Below are 17221 nucleotides of genomic sequence, written 5' to 3' on the forward strand. Positions count from 1 at the left end.
CCGCACCCCGCTCCCGGAGGCGACCCGTCGTATGACCAGCTCCCCAGACGCCGCCCACCGGGAGCAGGTGTGCACCGCCGCCCTGCGCGAGCTGCTCGACCTGCTCGCCCAGGACGCGCCGGCCGAGCAGTTCGCCCGGCCGGCGGCCGCGGCCCGCGCCGCGGGGGCGAACGGCGCCCAGCTCGCGGCGGTCGACGAGGCCACGCAGACCGCCCTGCGCGTACGGCGCACCCTGAACCAGCACCAGCGCAGAGAAGCCGAACTGACCGCGCTGTTCGACACGGCCGGCGACCTCGCCGCGCTGCGCGACCTGGACGCGGTGCTCCGCGCCATCGTGCACCGGGCCAAGCTGCTGCTCCGTACGGACGTCGCGTATCTGTCCCTCAACGACCCCGCGGCGGGCGACACCTACATGCGCGTGACGGACGGCTCGGTCTCCGCCGCGTTCCAGAACCTGCGCCTGGGCATGGGCGAGGGGCTCGGCGGCCTCGTCGCCCAGACCGCCCGCCCGTACGCCACCGGGGACTACGAGGTCGACCCCCGCTTCCAGCACACCGCGCCCATCGACAGCGCCGTACTGGAAGAGGGCCTGCACGCCATCCTCGGCGTACCGCTGCGGCAGGGCACCCACATCATCGGGGTCCTGTACGCCGCCGACCGCACCGCCCGCGCCTTCACGCCGGACGAGGGCGCGCTGCTCTCCTCGCTCGCCGACCACGCGGCCATCGCCATCGACAGCGCGCGCCGCATGGAGGAGACCCGGGCCGCGCTCGTCGACCTGAACGCGGCATCGCAGACCATCCGCGCGCACAGCGAGGCGCTGCGCAGGGCCGAGGACGCGCACGACCGCCTGACCGATCTCGTGCTGCGCGGCGGCGACTTCACCGAGGTCGCCACCGCCATCGGCGCCCTCCTGGACGGCGGCACGCTCATCCACGACGCGGACGGCACGGAACTCGCCCGGGTCGACGCCGAACCCCGTACGCCACCTGCCGAGGCCGTCGCCGCCTCGCGTGCCAGCGGCCGGGCGGTGCCCCTCGACGGGACCTGGGTCTGCGCGGTCCTCGCCGGCCCCGAGCTCCTCGGCAGCATCGCCCTCACCGACCGGCCCGACCTCGGCGAGGCCGACCGCCGCCTCTTCGAACGCGCCGGGGTCGTCACCGCACTGCTCCTGCTCCTTCGCCGCTCGGCAGCCGAGGCCGAGGACCGCGTACGCGGTGAACTCCTCGGCGACCTGCTCTCCCTCTCCGGCACCCCGGGCCGCCTGGCCGCGCGCGCCCGCCGCCTGGACGTCGATCTGGCCCTGCCCCACGCGGTGTTCGTCGCCCACAGCGAGGCGGCTTCCCGCCGCCTCCTGCTCTCGTCGGCCGCGCGCGCCGCCCGCGCCCACCGCGGCCTGTCCGGCCTGCACCACGACCACGTGGCCCTGGTGATCCCGGCCGACGACACGGGCTCCCGGGCCCGCGCGCTCGCCGCCGAGCTCACCCAGGCCGCCGGGGCGCCGGTCACGGTCGGCGCCGCGGGCCCCGCGATCGGCCCCGAGGCCCTCTCGCTGGCCCACGCCGAGGCGCTGCGATGCCTCTCCGCCCTGCGCGCGCTCGGCCACACCGGGCGGGGCGCGGACCTCCCCGACCTCGGATTCCTCGGCGTACTCCTCGGCGAGGACACGAACCTCGACTCGTACGTACGCCGCACCCTCGGCCCGGTCCTCGACTACGACACCAGACGCGGCACCGAACTGATCCACACCCTGCGGGCCTACTTCGCCTGCGGCATGAGCCAGTCCAAGGCGAAGGAATCCCTCCACGTGCACGTGAACACCGTGGTCCAACGCCTCGACCGGATAGGCCACTTGCTGGGCGCCGACTGGCAGTCACCGGAGCGCGCACTGGAGATCCAACTGGCTCTGCGCCTGCACGCCTACACCCGGGCCACCGCGTCGTCCTGATCCTCGGCGGCTTCCTCGCGCGGCGCGGCGACGGCCGGGACGAGGAACGTGGCGACGAGTCCGAGGACGACGAAGCCCGCGGCGACATAGCCGCCGAGCGCGACGCCGTCGGTCATCGCCGAGCGTGCCGCGTCGGCGATGGACGCGGTCTCCGGGCGGTCCGCGAGGGGCCCGATGGTGGCACCCGCGCTGTCGGTGACGGCGGCGGTGAGCTGGTCGGCCTTCCCGGACGGCACACCGGCATCGCTCAGCCGGTCGCGCAGGTTCGTGCTGAGGGTGGTGAAGAAGACCGTGGTCAGGGCTGCGATGCCGAGCGCGGAACCGAGTTGGCGGAAGGCGCTCTGGATACCGGAGCCCTGCCCCGCGCTCTCGTGCGGCACCTCGGCGAGGACCACGTTGGTGACCTGGGCGGTGGCGAACCCGACGCCGATCCCGTACACGAAGAGCATCAGCGCGACGGCCCACCAGGAGCTGTCCGGGGCGGCGATGAATCCGACCCCCGCAAGACCGGCGACCTCCAGGGCGAGCCCGATGCGCACCTGCCCCAGCGCCGCGACCCGGGCGGCCAGCGGGAAGCTGACGCCGGTCGCCACGAAACTGCCGATGGCGATGGGCACCAGGGCGAGCCCGGCCTCCAGGGCACTGTAGCCGAGGGTGAACTGCAGCCACAGCGGGAGCACGGCGACGATGCCGAACTCACCGAGGCCGATGATCAGGGTCGCGATGTTGCCGTTGCGGAAGGAGGCGATGGAGAACAGCCGCACGTCCATCAGAACCCGTGAGGAGCGTGCGGGGTCAGTGGCCCGGCCGAGCGCGATCTGCCGCCGCACGAAGGCGAACAGCGTGGCGGCACAGAGCACGAGGGCGACGAGAACGGGCGAGGGGCCGCTCCTCCAGGTGACCCCGAGAACCTCCAGCGGCTCGATGCTGACGATCCACCCGTACGTGCGCCCTTCGACGAGCCCGAAGGCGAGCAGCCCGAGCCCGACCGCGGAGAGCACCGCACCGGCCACGTCCAACCTGCCCTTGGAACGCGGCGAGGGCGCCATGTAGAGCAGCACCCCGGCGGCGACGAGGACGGACAGCGGCACGTTGATGCCGAACGCCCAGCGCCACGAGACGTGTTCGGCGAGCCAGCCGCCGAGCAGTGGGCCGAGCGCGGCGGCGGCGCCGATGGTCGAGCCCCAGATGGCGAAGGCCTGACCACGCGCCTTGCCGGTGAAGGTGGCGTTGAGGAGGGAGAGCGAGGTCGGCAGGATCATCGCCGCGCCCGCACCTTGCAGGAAGCGGGCCAGGATCAGCAGCCCGCTGCCGGGCGCGAGCCCGGCGAGCACGCTGGTCGCGCCGAAGACCACGACGCCCGCGACGAAGATCCGGCGCGCGCCGAAGATGTCGGCGAGGCGCCCGGTCAGCAGGAGCAGCGCCGCGAAGACGATCGCGTACGACTCCTGGATCCACTGCGCCTGCGCCGAGCCGGCGTCCAGGTCCTCGATGACCGAGGGGACGATCACGTTGACGATCGTGGTGTCCACGACGATCAGGGCGACACCCAGGGCGATGGCGAGGAGGCCGAGCCAGCGGCGGGCTGTGGGTGGGGCGGGTGACAGGGCGGGCGGGGGGTCCGAGGGGTCACGCATCTCGATTGATACCTCCATGGTGAAGTAATTCCATGGTGAAGGTAATGTCGGGCCGGTAAGTTGTCAAAGCACGAGCGCATGCAGGCAGGCAAGCCGACAGACAGACGAGGGACCAGAGAGGGCGGGCGCGGTGGCGACGGAGGGACCGACTCCCGGCGAGGTTTCCGAAGAACCGACTCCCGCCGAGGTGACGGCGCAGCGCGAGCGCCTGATGGAGGGGCTCAGGGGCTACGGCGAGCGCTACAACGAGCTCAGCCGCCGCTTCGCCGTCTGGCTCGGCCTGCACTCCACGGACGCCGACGCCCTCCTGGAGATCGTCATCGCCGAGGACCGCGGCACCCCGCTCTCCCCGGCCCGCCTCAGCGAGCGCATCCTGCTCTCATCCGGGGCCACCACCGCGCTCCTGAACCGCCTCGAGGCCGCGGGCCACATCGTCCGCACCCGGGAGCACACCGACCGCCGCGTCGTCACGCTGCACAGCCTCCCGGGCATCCGGGACCGCGCCGACGAGTTCTTCACGCCGCTCGCGGTGCGCATGGACGCGACGATGGCCCAGTACCCGCCCGAACTCCTGGCGCGCTTCGAGACGTTGCTCGCGGACCTGCGGACGACGATCGACGTGGACCTGGCGGAGCGGGACGGCCGAGCCGGGCCGACCTGACCGGCAACCGCGTCGACCCCGGCATCCGCGGATCCCGCGGCAACCAATGACCCCCCTGGTGGCGACTGCCCTGCGCAACGCACACCCACGACTGCCAGGGCGGATGAGCATGAGAGCGATCAAGGACGAACACAGGGCACCCAGGGCGCAGCACCGCAGGCGCCGTCGGCTGAGACTGACGGTCGGCGTCTCGGTGGCCGTGGCGGTCGCGGCCGGACTCACCTACGGCACGGCCTTCGGAGTCTTCGGCGAGGACGCACAGCCGAGGGCATCGGCGGCGGCGTCGGGCTCAGCCGCGGCGGACGTGGCCGACGGCTTCGCCTCGGTCAACGCGCTGGGCCAGAACGGCACCTACGGCGGACGCGACGGCAAGACGGTCACCGTAAAAACCCTCGCGGACCTCGAGAAGTACGCGACGGCCTCCGATCCGTACGTCATCGTCGTCGCCGCGACGATCACGATGAACCCCAAGGGCAAGGAGATCAAGGTCGCGTCCGACAAGACGATCGTGGGCGCCGGAACCTCGGGCCAGATCGTCGGGGGCGGCTTCTTCCTGGGCCAGGGCGTGCACAACGTGATCATCCGGAACCTCACGATCCGGGACTCGTACGCGGGCACATGGAACGACAAGGAGCACGACTTCGACGCCGTACAGATGGACGGCGCGCACCACGTCTGGATCGACCACAACGACCTGCGGCACATGGCCGACGGCCTGATAGACAGCCGCAAGGACACCACGTACCTGACGGTGTCCTGGAACAAGCTGAGCGACAACAACAAGACCTTCGGCATCGGCTGGACCGAGAACACCACGGCCGACATCACGATCCACCACAACTGGATACGCGAGACGGAACAGCGCAACCCGTCGACCGACAACGTGGCCCACGCACACCTCTACAACAACTATCTCCAGGACGTCGCGGGCACCGACATCACCTCGTCGTACGGAAATTACTCACGAGGCAAGACAAAGATGGTCCTGGAGAACAGCTACTTCGAGGGCATCAACAACCCGGTGACGAAGGACAGTTCGGCGTCGGTCGTGCAACGCGGCAACGTCTTCGTGGGCACCAGCGGCCGCAACGAGAGCGGAGGAACAGCCTTCGACCCGAAGAGTTTCTACGCCTACACGCTGGACAAGGCGGCAGACGTCCCGGCGAAACTGAAGGCGGGAACGGGCCCGCGCGCGAAGCTCGGCGCTGAATCGGCGAAGGCCACGGCGGCGAGCACCCTCACGGTGGCGAAGGACGGCAGCGGCCAGTACAAGACGGTCCAGGCAGCGGTGAACGCCGTACCCGCGAACAACCCGTCGCGGGTCACGATCTCCATCAAGCCGGGCACGTACCGCGAGACGGTCAAGATCCCGGCCGCCAAGCCACACGTCACGCTCCAGGGCACGGGCGGCAGCCGCAAGGACACGGTCATCGTGTACGACAACGCGGCGGGCACGCCCAAGCCGGACGGGTCCGGCACCTACGGGACCTCGGGCAGCGCGACCGTCGCCGCGGAGGCGGACGACTTCCAGGCCAGGAACCTGACGATCTCCAACGACTTCGACGAGAAGGCGAACCAGAACATCGCGGGCCACCAGGCGGTGGCCCTGCGCACGGCGGCCGACAAGGCGTTCCTCGACAGCGTGATCATCGAGGGCGATCAGGACACACTGCTCCTGGACACGGCGGCCAGGACCAAACTGGGCCGCGCCTACATCACGAACTCCTACGTCATCGGCAACACGGACTTCATCTTCGGCCGGGCGACAGCCGTGGTGGACCGCTCGGTGATCACCCTCAAGAAGCGCTGGGACGGCTCCTCGCAGGGCTACGTCACCGCGCCCTCGACCGCGCCCGACCGCAAGGGCTTCCTGATCACCCGCACCACGGTCAAGGGCGACGTGTCCGCACGCAGCTTCCACCTGGGCCGCAACTGGCACGCGGGCGGCGACGCGACCCTTGACCCGCAGACGACGGTCCGCGACTCCTCCCTCAGCGCGGCGATCAAGCCCACCCCGTGGGCGGACATGGGCGGCTTCTCCTGGAAGGACGACCGTTTCGCGGAGTACAAGAACACGGGCGCGGGCGCGGGCCCGGCAAGCGGCGACCGCCCCCACCTGACGGACACGCAGGCCAAGGACCAGGAAATCGCCGACTGGCTGGCAGGCTGGACACCCACCCCCTGACGAGCCCACCCCCGACCCCGCACCGCCGCCCCACCCCCATCCGCTACCCTGTCTGGAACCGCCATCCACGGCGGCCCGCCTCGCCTTCGTAGCTCAGGGGATAGAGCACCGCTCTCCTAAAGCGGGTGTCGCAGGTTCGAATCCTGCCGGGGGCACGGACAGCATCTGTATGGGATGCGCTTGGGCAAGGGCCCGCGACCTTCTTGGTCGCGGGCCCTTGTGCGTGCCTGGGCCCGGCGACGCATCGGGCCCTTACCGTCACGTCCGTACACCTCAGCCGGCGTCGAACGACCAGATGAGGCCGACCTCCTACCCGGAACGGAAATCCGGGGTCCTCCTTTAGTTCCTCGTCCCCTTGCTCGGGATCCTTGCCGCGCGGGCCGACCGCAATGAACGAGTACCGGTTGCGGTACATCTCCAACGCCGTCGCCCAAGTACCGGCATCAAGACCTGTCTGGGGACCGCTCTGCCGAACGGGCTCGATCTCGCTGCTCATCCGGGTCTCTGCCGTCATCGTTCAGGTTCGTCCGCTGTGTACGGGTGGACGTAGCGGTCCTTGTCGAAGGGGGTGAACCAGGTGGTGATGGCCTGGGGGTCGTCCGGCTCGCTGTCGTCCTCGCCGTCCATCGCGTCGTCGTAGAGCCACTCGTGGTCCATGTCCTCGTAGACCAGCTCGGCGAAGCAGTCCAGTGCTGATGCGACGCCCTCGTCCAGGAGGCCGAAGGTGTCCAGCGTGACCTCGGCCTCGCGCAGCAGCAGCCTCAGCGCCAGCTCCTCGGCCACGCTGCTCAGCTGCCGGAAGCTTCCCTCGGTCAGGCGCGTCGTCAGGGCGATTGCCGTCACGAGGAAGCGGCGGGCGAAGCGGGCGTCGTACTGCAGGGCGTAGCGCGGGGGCAGCTCGTCCAGCAGCCACAGGGGGCCGTCGCATTCGGCGACGTTCGTCGCCTCCCTGTCCAAGGCGTGCGCGTCCTGGAACAGCTCGTCCAGGAGGACATCCGTACCCCAGATCAGCGCTCCCGCGGCCAGCTCGGCGTCCTCGGTCGTGATGGCCGGGCCGGAGGAGTCGGGGGCCTTTGCTGCTCGAACGGCGTCCTCGGCCTTCTCCCCCTCCTTCTCTCCCTCCCCCTCCTTCTCTCTCTCCTTCTCCTTCTCTCTCTCCTTCTCCTCCTCGGGTACGCCGAACGTCCCCACCCCGAACGCCGCCAGCCTCGGGGCCATCGCCCGGATCTTGGCGCGGATCGCGTCGGTCTCGACCGTCGCGCCGGCCGCTTGAGGGGACGCCGCCTCGCCCGCCAGTCCCATCAGGCGCGCGCGGCGGGACGCGACGTCGTTCGGCGGGGCGTCCGGGCCGTCGGCCGCGTCCAGGCTCTCCTTCGCCTGGTCCGGGTGCAGCTCCACCTGGCACCGCTCGACGGTCCAGTCCGCGAGCAGCTCCGTGCGCTCCAGGAGTTCCTCCACGAGTTCGCGGACGGTCTCCTCGGCGAGTTCGAGCGCCGGGGCGTCCACGAAGACCTTCAGGAGCGCACCCCCGGGGTACACGCCCACAAATGTGTCGCGGAGCCTGACCTCCGTCCCGTCGGGTCCCGCGATCTCCTCCACGGACTCGAAGCCGTCCTCGAGGAGAGCACCGGCGCCGATCCGCTGCAGCTCATCCATCTCCGGGGTACCGGCGGCTATCCGGGCGTCCACACTCACTGCATACGTCACGCGACACAGCCTCGCAGGCGAGAGCACCACTTGCGCCCGCAACGACTGCTTCCCACCCGTCCCGGGCCCGCACCCGCAGCACCCATAGCCTTCGCGCATTCAACCTGTGTCGTCCTCCCCTGCCTGGGAACACGGGAGGAGAAGCGGTGGCTTCGGGTTGTGACGGTGTGGTTCGCGCCGTGTGCGGCCGCAGCGGTCGTCGCTCATGAGCTCCCACGGAGACCGGCGCACTCCCGCGTCGCCGACCCCGTGGTAGAGGCGGGCCGGCCGTGGCCAAGGGGAGCCGCCGCGGCCGGGCCCTGCCAGTGGGACAGGGCCCCGGAGCCGACGTGGCGAAAGCTCTGTTACGACCCCCTAATACGTACCCGGCCAACCCTCACCCCACGCCACCCCCTCTCCCCCACCATGGGGACACACAGTCAGGGAAACCCGACGCGCAAGCCATGCCGTCGCCGGAGCAGGGGCAGGAGCAAGAGCAAGATCCGGAACCGGAGCCAAAGCCGCAGCCACAACCGGAGCCGTCGTCGCCTCGTCGACTACCCCCGGCACGGCAGACGCGGACCGCGGCGGTGGGTTCCCTCCTGGCGGCAAGGGCTCGGAGGGCTCGCGTTCCTGGTCGGCTGCCTCGGCTGTCTCTTCGGTCTCGTGTACGCCTCCGTCGACATTCCCGACGAGAACGCCGCCGCCCGGCGCGAGGCCAACGTCTACTACTGGGCCGACGGCACCCAGATGGTCAGCACCGGTGAAGTGAACCGGCAGAACGTGCGGCTCTCGGAGATTCCCGACGCCGTCGAGAACGCCGTCATCGCCGCCGAGAACGACACCTTCTACAGCGACTCCGGTGTCTCCCCCAAAGGCCTGGCCCGCGCCGCCGTCAACATGGTCCGGGGGCAGGAGACCCAGGGCGGTTCCACCATCACCCAGCAGTACGTGAAGAACACCTACCTCTCCCAGGACCAGACGGTGACGCGGAAGGTCAAGGAGTTCGTCATCGCACTGAAGGTGGACCGGAAGAAGAGCAAGCGGGAGATTCTCCAGGGGTATCTCAACACCAGTTGGTTCGGGCGTGGCGCGTATGGCATCGAAGCCGCCGCGCATGCCTATTACGGCATCCCCGCCCGGCAGTTGGACCCCAGCCAAGGGGCCGCCCTCGCCGCCCTGTTGAAGGGAGCCGAGCAGTACGACCCCTCCGTGAGCGCGGTCAACCACCACCGCTCGGAGGCCCGTTGGAAGTGGATCCTCGACCGGCAGGTCAAGGCCGGGCTCATGAAGGCCGAGGCCCGCGCGAAGTTCACCACCTACCCCGAGCCCCACAAGGAGTCCCGGACCACCAGTCTCGGCGGGCAGACCGGCTACCTCGTGGACGTCGCGAACAAGTACATCAAGCAGCACACCTCCCTCACCGACAAGGACCTCGCGCGCGGCGGCTACCAGATCCACACCACCTTCGACAGGAACAAGGTGCGGCACTTGAAGGGCGCGGTCGAGAACGTGCTCGACCGCGAGATCGACCCGAAGAAACGCGCCGCCGACAAGGGCGTGCAGGTCGGCGCCGCCTCCGTGCGCCCTTCCGACGGCGCCATCGTCGCCCTCTACGGAGGGTCCGACGCCACAAAGCACTTCACCAACAACGCCGACACCTCCGGCGTCCCCGTCGGCTCCGCCTTCAAGCCTTTCGTGCTCGCCTCCGCCCTTGAGCACGGCATCGGCACGTCGGGACGCGGCACACCGTGGCAGGCCGTCTCCGCGGGCAGCTCCTACGACGACAACGGCCGCCTGCGGGAATCCACCGTGCCCGCCCTCGCGAACGGCGGCATCGACACCGCCCGGCCCAGCAGCATCAGCGGTACGGACAACTCCGACAGCACCCACCCCACCCTCCGCCAAGCCCTGGCGAAGGGCGGCAACGCCACCTACGTACGCCTCGGCAAGGACGTCGGGTGGGAGCGGGTGCGGCGCACCGCCGTCGCGGCCGGGCTGCTCGAAGGCAGCATGGCGCGCCTGGAGCGGACCTTCCCCATCGGTACGTCGACCCCCAGCGCGATCCGCATGGCCAACGCCTACGGCACGTTCGTCGGCCGCGGCCTGCGGCACGACCCGTACTCGGTGACCAAGGTCGTCAAGAACGACGAGACCGTCGACGGGCTCGCGCGGCCCGGCGCCCGGCGCGCGCTGGATCCCGACGTGGCCGACGAGGCCGCCGCCGCGATGCGGGGCGTCGGCACGTCGGCCGTCGGCCGGCCCGTCGTCGCCGGCCGCACCGGCGACCAGGACCGCCTCCGCTCGGCCTGGTTCACCGCCACCACCGATGAGCTCTCGACCGCCGTGACGATGTTCCGGACCAGCCCGGGCAAGCCGCAGCTGCTGCCCATGTCGGGTGTGGGCGGGGCGGGTTCACGGCACGGGAACGCCTTTCCCGTACAGATCTGGCGCGATTACGTGCAGGCGACCGGCGACAGCGGCAGTCAGCCATAGTCCCGGCCCGGGGGACAGCCCCCTTCCCCCGGGCCCCGCCGGGCTGTCATCGTTCCGATATGTATCCCTATGGGCCACCTCCCGGGCCGCCGCCCCGCATCGACGCGGGACAACTGCGGCCCCGCCGGGGGTGGTTCGTCGTCGCGGCGGTGATCGCGGCGGTCTGTGTGGGCATCGGCGTCGCGAGTTTCCTGCTGACGCTTACCTCGACGGTGGACTCCGTCGAGGACGACAAGGCGTTCACGAGCGGGCAGTCCGTCACGCTGCGGATCGGACCCGACGACGACGCCGCCATCTACGTACGCAGCCCCTTCGTCACCCGCGCGCGCTGCGAGGTCGCCTCCGGCCCCGCCGGCTCCGCGCCGCGCGTGACCACGCCCGAGAGCACCTTCACCGTCACCAAGGGCAGCGTCGAGTGGGAGCGGGTGTTCGTGCTCAAGACCGACACGGCGGCGGACTACCGCGTGACGTGCGACGACCGGCGCGGCACCCTCACCTTCGCCCCCGGCGACGACGCCGACTTCGCGTCGTTCGTCGGCGGCATAGTCGTGACCGTCGTCGTACCGGCCCTCGGCCTCCTCGCGGGCTCCGGCATCGCGATCATCGTCGGGGTACGACGCGGCAGGCACCGCCGGTGGCTGGAGGCCCAGGCCTACTACAGCCGCCGTTGACCTTCCCCCTGGGGCAGAGCCCATCGTCGGCGTGCCGGGCCACGGGGCCCGGTGACGGAGGATGCCCCCATGGACGCGCACGCACACCCGCCGGCGAGCGGCGAAACCCTGCTCACCATCGGTGAGTTCGCCGCCCGCGCACGGCTCTCGCCCAAGGCCCTGCGCCTGTACGACCGCCTCGGCCTGCTGACCCCCGCGTACGTCGACGCCTCCACCGGCTACCGCCACTACCGCGCGGCGCAGGTGGAGCACGCCCGCACCGTCGTCCTGCTGCGCCGCCTCGGCATGCCGCTCGCGGACATCACCGCGACGGTACGGCTCGACGGCGACGGGGCGGGGCGAGCGGTCGCCGCGTACTGGGCGGATGTCGAGGCGCGGCACGCGGAGCAGCGCACGCTCGTGGGGTACCTCCGTGGACGACTGTCCGGAAGAGGTTTTGAGATGTACGGGAAAGATTTCGAGGTCAAGACCGTCGACGTGCCCGAGCAGCACGTCATCTGCGAGAGCAGGCACCTGCTCGCCGAGGAGCTGCCCGTGTGGATCGACGCGTCGACGCGTCGCCTCGAGGAGGCGGCCGAGAGCGAGTGCGGCGGCATGGCGGACTCGCCGTTCGTCGTCTACCACGCCGAGGTCACCCAGGACAGCGACGGCCCGGCGGAGGCCTGCGTACCGGTCAGGGACGCGGCGGCGGCTCGGGCGTGGGCGGCGAAGGCGGGGCGGCAGCGGGGCACGACCTCCCGCGTGGAGCCCGCCCACCGGATCGCGTACACCCGCATCACCAAGGCTCAGGTCTCCTATCCGCAGATCCTCGGCGCGTTCGAGGCGGTGGAGGCATGGGTGGCCCGCGAAGGCCTGAAGGTCGTCGGGCCGTGCCGCGAGATCTACTTCGTGGAGTGGGACACGGCCGGTCCCGAGGACCAGGTGTGCGACGTGGCGTTCCCGGTGGCGACCCCGTAGGGCTGAACGCTCAGCGCACGCTCTCCCGCAGCTCCTCGGGGCAGGCGGTGCCGCGCGGCAGCTGGTAGGGCGCGCCCAGGCGGTAGACGCCGGGGCCGGGGGCGAGGAGTTCGGTCCACTTGTCGCCCTCGGCGTCCTCCTCGGCCTCCATCAGGCAGCCGTTGACGTTGTCGAACTGCTTGGGGCGGTCCTCGTCGGTCTCGCGCAGCCGCTTGGACTCGTCGGTCTCCTTGGGGCCCTCGACGCCCTTGCCCTCGGCGTCGACGATGCTGAGCCACGGCGAGTACGGCACCCGGATCAGGACGCGGCCCGCCTCCTTCACCTCGATCGTCATCCCGCCCGCCTCGGCACGGTCGACGACCGCGGGCGGGTCGGCGAGCGGCGTCGGGTCGGTGACCTCGTACAGCTGCCAGTTGGAGTCCACCCACACCTGCTTCAGATACGGCAGGCCCCTCTCGACCAGCGCGGCCTCGCGCTTGCCGCCGTCACCGTCGGGCTCGCCCTTGGGCAGCACGACGTAGTGCACGGACCAGCGCTTGAGCCACTCGTGGTAGTTCGCGGAGTTCAGGGTGTCGTCGTAGAAGAGGGGGTTGCGCTCCATGTCCGCCTGGCGGTTCCAGCCGCGGGCGAGGTTCACGTACGGCGAGAGCGCGGAGGCCTCGCGGTGGCTGCGGGCGGGCACGACCTCCACGCGGCCCTTCTCGGCGCCGACCTCCTGCAGTTCGTTGACGAGCGGCGCGAGCTCACGCGTCCAGGAGGCCTGGGGCGTCGTGTGCACTATGTCGTCGATCGCCTTGAAGCCGACCCAGCCGGTGAAGGCGACGAGGGCCAGGACGATCGTGTACCACTTGCGGGACTTCTTCACCGCGAACGGCAGCGCGGCCAGCAGCGCGACGCCGCCGAAGGACATCGCGAGGCGGGAGATGTTGGAGCCGATCTGCGAGCTGATCAGCCAGACACCGAGCACGAAGGCCGCGTACACGGCGGTGGTGATCCGCACCGTCTTCCATTCCTTCGGCACGAGGAAGAAGACGAGGCCGGAGCAGATCAGGGGCAGCGAGGCGGACCCGAACGACATCGGCTGCGTGCCGGAGAACGGGAAGAGCCACGCGGAAAGTCCCACGACGATGGCGGGCGCCACCCCGAGGGCGTACGCGCCGGGGTAGCGCTTGCTGAGGAACAGCGCGACGGCGATCAGGCCCACGAAGAGCCCGGCCACCGGGCTGCCCATCGTCGCGAGCGCGGCGAACGGCGCGGCGACCAGCGCCTTCGCCCACCGCTTGTAGCGCCAGCGGTAGGGCCAGCAGAAGACGGCCGCGACGGCCATCAGCGCGAACATCTGGCCGAGGCCGTACGTCACCCGGCCCGACACCGCGTTGCAGAACAGCGCGAAGACACCCGCGAACGCGGGCCACAGCGGCTGCTTCACCGCACGGCTGCGGACCAGGATCATCGTGAGGAGCGCGGCGGAGACCGTACCGGCGATCATCATCGTGGTCCGGACGCCGAGCACCGACATCAGATACGGCGAGACGACGCTGTACGACACCGGGTGCATCCCGCCGTACCAGGCGAGGTTGTACGCGGAGTCGGGGTGCCGTCCGACGAACTCGGCCCAGGCGTCCTGCGCGGCGAGGTCACCGCCGCTGTTGGCGAAGGTGAAGAACCACACGACGTGCAGGACGGCCGCGGTGACGGTCGTGATGGTCACGGGGTGGCGCAGGAACCGCTGCCACTTGGTGGGCTGTTCGGGTGTCACGGGCTCCCCGCGGCGCTGGGCGGGCAGCTGTATTCGCGCCCCGGTGCGGGTGCCGCCACCGGTGCCGGGCGCAGGATCGGCGTCGTCGGCTCGCGTCGGCTCCGCTGTGGCCACTTGCGGCACTCCCCGTGTCGTTCTGTCCGTCCGGGGGCCGCGCCAGGGGGTCCGTCCCGGAACACCCCGTCGCTCAGCCCCGGCGTACTGCTCCCCGAACTTGTGACGCTAGCACGCACCGCGCGCGGGGAGCCTGGGGCGGGGGCTCCGTGCACGAGGGCCCGGCGGGCTTCGGCCAAGGCGCGGGCACGGGCGGCGGCTTGCGCCCGCACCCGTGCCCGCTCTCCCCTGTCCGTCGCGCTGTCCTTGCCTCGGTACGTTCCGCTGTCCCTGCCTCAGCCGACGCGCTGGAGCTTGGCTCCGAGGCCCGGCTCGGCAAGGTCCTTCTGGAGCGCGACGGGCACCTCGACGGCACCTTCCTTGCCGTCCCCGACGCTCAGCACACCCACCGTCGTACCGGCCTTCGCCGAGTGCGGGATCGTCACGCCGGCCTTCTCGCCGAGCTTCAGCTTGACCGTCAGGCCCGACCAGCCCGCGGCGGCGACGTCCTTGGTGGCGACGACCGGGGTCGTGCCGCCGAGCCCGTCGTCGACCTGGCCGACGACGTCGCCCTTCTGCACGATCTTCTTGGCCTTGAGGGCGCCCTGACCGGCCTCGATGAGCTTGCGGGTGACGCCGGTGACCTGGTCGATGTTGGCCACGCCGTTCTCCCCGTACTGACCGAGGGCGGCACCGATGATCGTGCGGGTCTCGCCGCCGACCTTCTTCTCCGCTGCGAAGAGGATGTTGCCGCCCGCCGCGGTGGTGGTGCCGGTCTTGATGCCGATGGCGACCGTCGGGACGAGCCCGAAGAAGTTGTTCTGCTTGTCGCCGTTGAGGTCCTTGTAGCTGGGCTGGCGGGAGATCTCGTTGAAGACCGGGTCCTCCATCGCGGCCCGGCCCAGCTTCACGAGGTCCTCGGCGGTGGAGACGGTCGTCTTGTCGAGGCCGCTGGGGTCCGTGTAGTGGGTGTTCTTCATGCCGAGTTCCTTGGCGGTCTTGTTCATCTTCGCGACGAACTCGTCCTCGGAATCGCTCTTGGTGTCCCAGCGGGCGAGCAGCTTGGCGACGTTGTTCGCGGACGGCAGCATGACCGCCTGGAGCGCCTCGTACTGGGTGATCTTCTGACCCTCGGTGACCTTGACGACGGACTCGTTGCCCGCCTTGCCCGTCGTGTAGTGCTTCTCCGCCGCGGCGTCGACCGGGATCTTCGGGCCGGGGTCGCCCTTCTTCAGCGGGTGGTCGCGCAGGACGAGATAGACCGTCATGACCTTGGCGATGCTCGCGATCGGCACGGGCTTCTGGTCACCGGACGTGCCGAACGTGCCGATGCCGTTCACGTCCATCGCCGCCTGGCCCTTGTCGGGCCACGGCATGGACGGCTTGCCGCCCTCGAAGGTGACGGTCTCCTTCGCGGTCAGCGCGAGGGTGGGGGTCGGCAACGGACGCACGGCCTGTACGACCGCAAAGACGACCACCAGGAGCAGCACCAGCGGCGTCCAGATCTTGACCCTCCGCACGGCGGTGCGGACCGGGGTCTCCGGGGGCGGCGGAGTGTTGGTCAGCTCGGCGAGAAGGTCGAGCGGCGGCCGCGGGGGCAGCGGCTGCTGGGTGGTGCGCTCGGGGCCTACGTTGACTTTCTCGGACGTGGACGCGTTATCTGGCGTGGGCGCCTTGGCCGGGGCCGGGGGCTTCGGGGCGCTGGGCGCCGCGTCGTCGAGGGGCTTGAGCGCGACGAACTTGCTGGTGCGCTCAGCGTCCCCCTCGGACTTCGCAGCAGGCTTTGCTCCCTTTGCTTCCTTCGCTTCCGGCTTCGCTTCCGGCTTCTTGGCCTCGGGCTTGTGATCGCCCAGCTTGAGCATGGTGGTCGGCTGATCGACAGCCTTCGGCGACACCGCCTTGAAAACGGCAGTGGCCTGGTCGACACCGCGGGTGGGGGCGTCGCCGGAGGGCTTCTCGTCGGCGTCGGCGTCGGTCGAAGCCTTGGGGGCACTGTCGGCGGGGGTGGGCTTGGCGTCGGCCTTGGGCTTGGCGTCAGGCGCGGGCTTGGCGTCGGCCTTGGGCTTGGCGTCAGGCGTGGGCTTGGCGTCGGCCTTGGGCTTGGCGTCAGGCGTGGGCTTGGCGTCAGGCGTGGGCTTGGCGTCAGCTGCGGACTTGGTGGGCTTGGCGTCCGCCTTGGGCTCAGCGTCAGCCGCGGGCTCGGTGGGCTTGGCGTCCGCCGTGGGCTCGGTGACACCGTCGGCTTCACGGGAGCTGTCCTCGCCCGCAGCCGCGTCGGCCTGCTCGGGCTCGTCGGGCGTCTCGGGTTCGGCCGAGTCGGCCGCGTCACCGGAGCCGTCCGCAGGCTCGGCGGCGCTGTCGGTACCGGCGTCACGGGAGTCGTCCGCGTCGCCCTCCGCGTCCGTGGGCTCGTCCGCCGCCTCAGGCTCGGCGGAGGCGGCGGCATCACCGGAACCGTCGGTGTCACCCGCGTCACCCGCAGCCCCGTTCGCCTCGGGCTCGGGCTCGGGCTCGGGCTCGGGCTCGGGCTCGGCGGAGCTTGCCGTAACCCCGTCCGTGGCCGGGGAATCGCCCTTCTCGGCGTCCGGGCTCGCCCCCTCGCCCTTCTCCGAGGCCACGGGGGTCTCCTCGTCCGCCGAGGCCACCCACGCCGCCACAGCGGCCCGCAGACGCGCGTCACCGGGCTCGGCGGGCTCAGCCGGCTCAGCCGGCTCCTCGGAAGCCGCCGAGGACTCGGCACGCTTCTCCGGGCCGGAGGCCGTCGCCTTCGTCGAGAAGACCGCCGTCGCCTGGTCCTCCCGCTCCTCGCGCGCCGCCGGGACCTCCCGGGCCACCGCGAGACGCGGGTCGCGTCCCTCCGGCGCCGGTGCCGGCACGGACGGTTCTGCCCCAGTCGGGTTCCCCGACGACTTCCGCTGCTTCGACCTGTCGGGGGTCTCGCCCGCCACCGATGCCTCCTCGTACGCCATGCCGCTCGCGTTGCCGTTGCGCCAAAACCACGGCCGGACCCGCTGTCCGAACCATGTACCAGTGTCCTGTGTGAGGGCTTAACCCCCGTGGTAGACGAGAACGACATACCTACTGGTTCCCGTACGTACCGGTCACGCACTCTCGACAGACCAATGTGA

10 protein-coding genes and 1 tRNA gene are annotated in these 17221 nt (G+C 70.8%); 7 read left to right on the forward strand and 4 right to left on the reverse strand.

What is annotated here, in order from left to right:
• Window positions 1-31: 31 nt before the first annotated feature.
• Window positions 32-1948 carry a helix-turn-helix domain-containing protein gene (locus ACWD02_RS25305; RefSeq protein WP_451214713.1) on the forward strand — a complete coding sequence of 639 codons (1917 nt, stop codon included), beginning with the start codon at window positions 32-34 and terminating at the stop codon, window positions 1946-1948.
• Here ACWD02_RS25305 and ACWD02_RS25310 read toward each other — a convergent pair.
• Window positions 1921-3603, reverse strand: a complete 1683-nt coding sequence (locus tag ACWD02_RS25310; protein ID WP_451214714.1) for a DHA2 family efflux MFS transporter permease subunit — start codon at window positions 3601-3603, stop codon at window positions 1921-1923. The genes ACWD02_RS25305 and ACWD02_RS25310 overlap by 28 nt on opposite strands.
• A gap of 193 nt (window positions 3604-3796) precedes the next feature.
• On the opposite strand from ACWD02_RS25310, the gene ACWD02_RS25315 reads away from it, so the two are divergent.
• The 3 genes from ACWD02_RS25315 to ACWD02_RS25325 all read left to right on the forward strand — a co-directional run bounded on the left by ACWD02_RS25315 (window position 3797) and on the right by ACWD02_RS25325 (window position 6586).
• Window positions 3797-4246 carry a MarR family winged helix-turn-helix transcriptional regulator gene (locus tag ACWD02_RS25315; protein WP_451214992.1) on the forward strand — a complete coding sequence of 150 codons (450 nt, stop codon included), beginning with the start codon at window positions 3797-3799 and terminating at the stop codon, window positions 4244-4246.
• Window positions 4247-4355: 109 nt separating this feature from the next.
• A complete protein-coding gene (locus tag ACWD02_RS25320) occupies window positions 4356-6431 on the forward strand; it encodes a pectinesterase family protein (RefSeq protein WP_451214715.1) in 2076 nt (691 codons plus the stop codon).
• A gap of 82 nt (window positions 6432-6513) precedes the next feature.
• Window positions 6514-6586 (forward strand) — tRNA-Arg (locus ACWD02_RS25325).
• Window positions 6587-6941: 355 nt separating this feature from the next.
• Here the strand turns inward: ACWD02_RS25325 and ACWD02_RS25330 are convergent.
• Window positions 6942-8138, reverse strand: a complete 1197-nt coding sequence (locus ACWD02_RS25330; protein WP_451214716.1) for a hypothetical protein — start codon at window positions 8136-8138, stop codon at window positions 6942-6944.
• Between the two features lie 645 nt (window positions 8139-8783).
• On the opposite strand from ACWD02_RS25330, the gene ACWD02_RS25335 reads away from it, so the two are divergent.
• The 3 genes from ACWD02_RS25335 (at window position 8784) to ACWD02_RS25345 (ending at window position 12241) form a co-directional block, all read left to right on the forward strand.
• Entirely contained in the window at window positions 8784-10613 is a 1830-nt protein-coding gene (locus tag ACWD02_RS25335) for a transglycosylase domain-containing protein (protein ID WP_451214717.1), read from the forward strand.
• A gap of 59 nt (window positions 10614-10672) precedes the next feature.
• Entirely contained in the window at window positions 10673-11284 is a 612-nt protein-coding gene (locus tag ACWD02_RS25340) for a serine/arginine repetitive matrix protein 2 (RefSeq protein ID WP_451214718.1), read from the forward strand.
• Between the two features lie 69 nt (window positions 11285-11353).
• Window positions 11354-12241: a MerR family transcriptional regulator gene (locus tag ACWD02_RS25345; RefSeq protein WP_451214719.1), complete on the forward strand. Its 888-nt coding sequence runs from the start codon at window positions 11354-11356 to the stop codon at window positions 12239-12241.
• A gap of 10 nt (window positions 12242-12251) precedes the next feature.
• Here the strand turns inward: ACWD02_RS25345 and ACWD02_RS25350 are convergent, their stop codons facing one another.
• Window positions 12252-14114, reverse strand: coding sequence for an MFS transporter (locus ACWD02_RS25350; RefSeq protein WP_451214720.1), 1863 nt, complete (start codon window positions 14112-14114; stop codon window positions 12252-12254).
• A gap of 275 nt (window positions 14115-14389) precedes the next feature.
• Window positions 14390-17062 carry a serine hydrolase gene (locus ACWD02_RS25355; RefSeq protein WP_451214721.1) on the reverse strand — a complete coding sequence of 891 codons (2673 nt, stop codon included), beginning with the start codon at window positions 17060-17062 and terminating at the stop codon, window positions 14390-14392.
• Window positions 17063-17221 lie beyond the last annotated feature (159 nt).

It is taken from the genome of Streptomyces sp. NPDC002853 (assembly GCF_053591915.1).